This is a genomic window from Stenotrophomonas sp. SrG, assembly GCF_050031795.1.
GTDB classification, from domain to species: Bacteria; Pseudomonadota; Gammaproteobacteria; order Xanthomonadales; family Xanthomonadaceae; genus Stenotrophomonas; species Stenotrophomonas rhizophila_A.
In genome coordinates this window covers 1-236 of record NZ_JBNBBE010001323.1, presented here as the reverse complement: position 1 = coordinate 236, position 236 = coordinate 1, and the positions used below count along the sequence as shown (strand labels likewise).

The following is a 236-nucleotide window of genomic DNA, read 5'->3' as shown; positions in this document are numbered from 1 at the left end:
CACCACCCCGACCGGCCACCGCTAACAGCCACAAACGGTCACCACCAATCTCTCGCACACACTGCCTCCGCCCCCAGCCTGGCCCACGTAACGAAAAACGCCACAGTACCCGCACCGAGAATCCCATAGGTCGCCCATTGCGGGCTGCCTTGGCCAAGCGCTAATGCAAAATAGGCTACTTTGAGGTTGCGGCCAGAACCAAGGTAAACGACGGCGAGCGCAAGGAGCGGCAGTAA

General features: G+C 60.6%; 1 protein-coding gene. It reads right to left on the bottom strand.

Features of this window, described 5'->3' with window-relative positions:
- Positions 1 to 38: 38 nt before the first annotated feature.
- Positions 39 to 236, bottom strand: a 198-nt coding sequence (locus tag ACQG3P_RS23715; RefSeq protein ID WP_426806417.1) for a hypothetical protein, incomplete at its 5' end; no start/stop codon positions are given.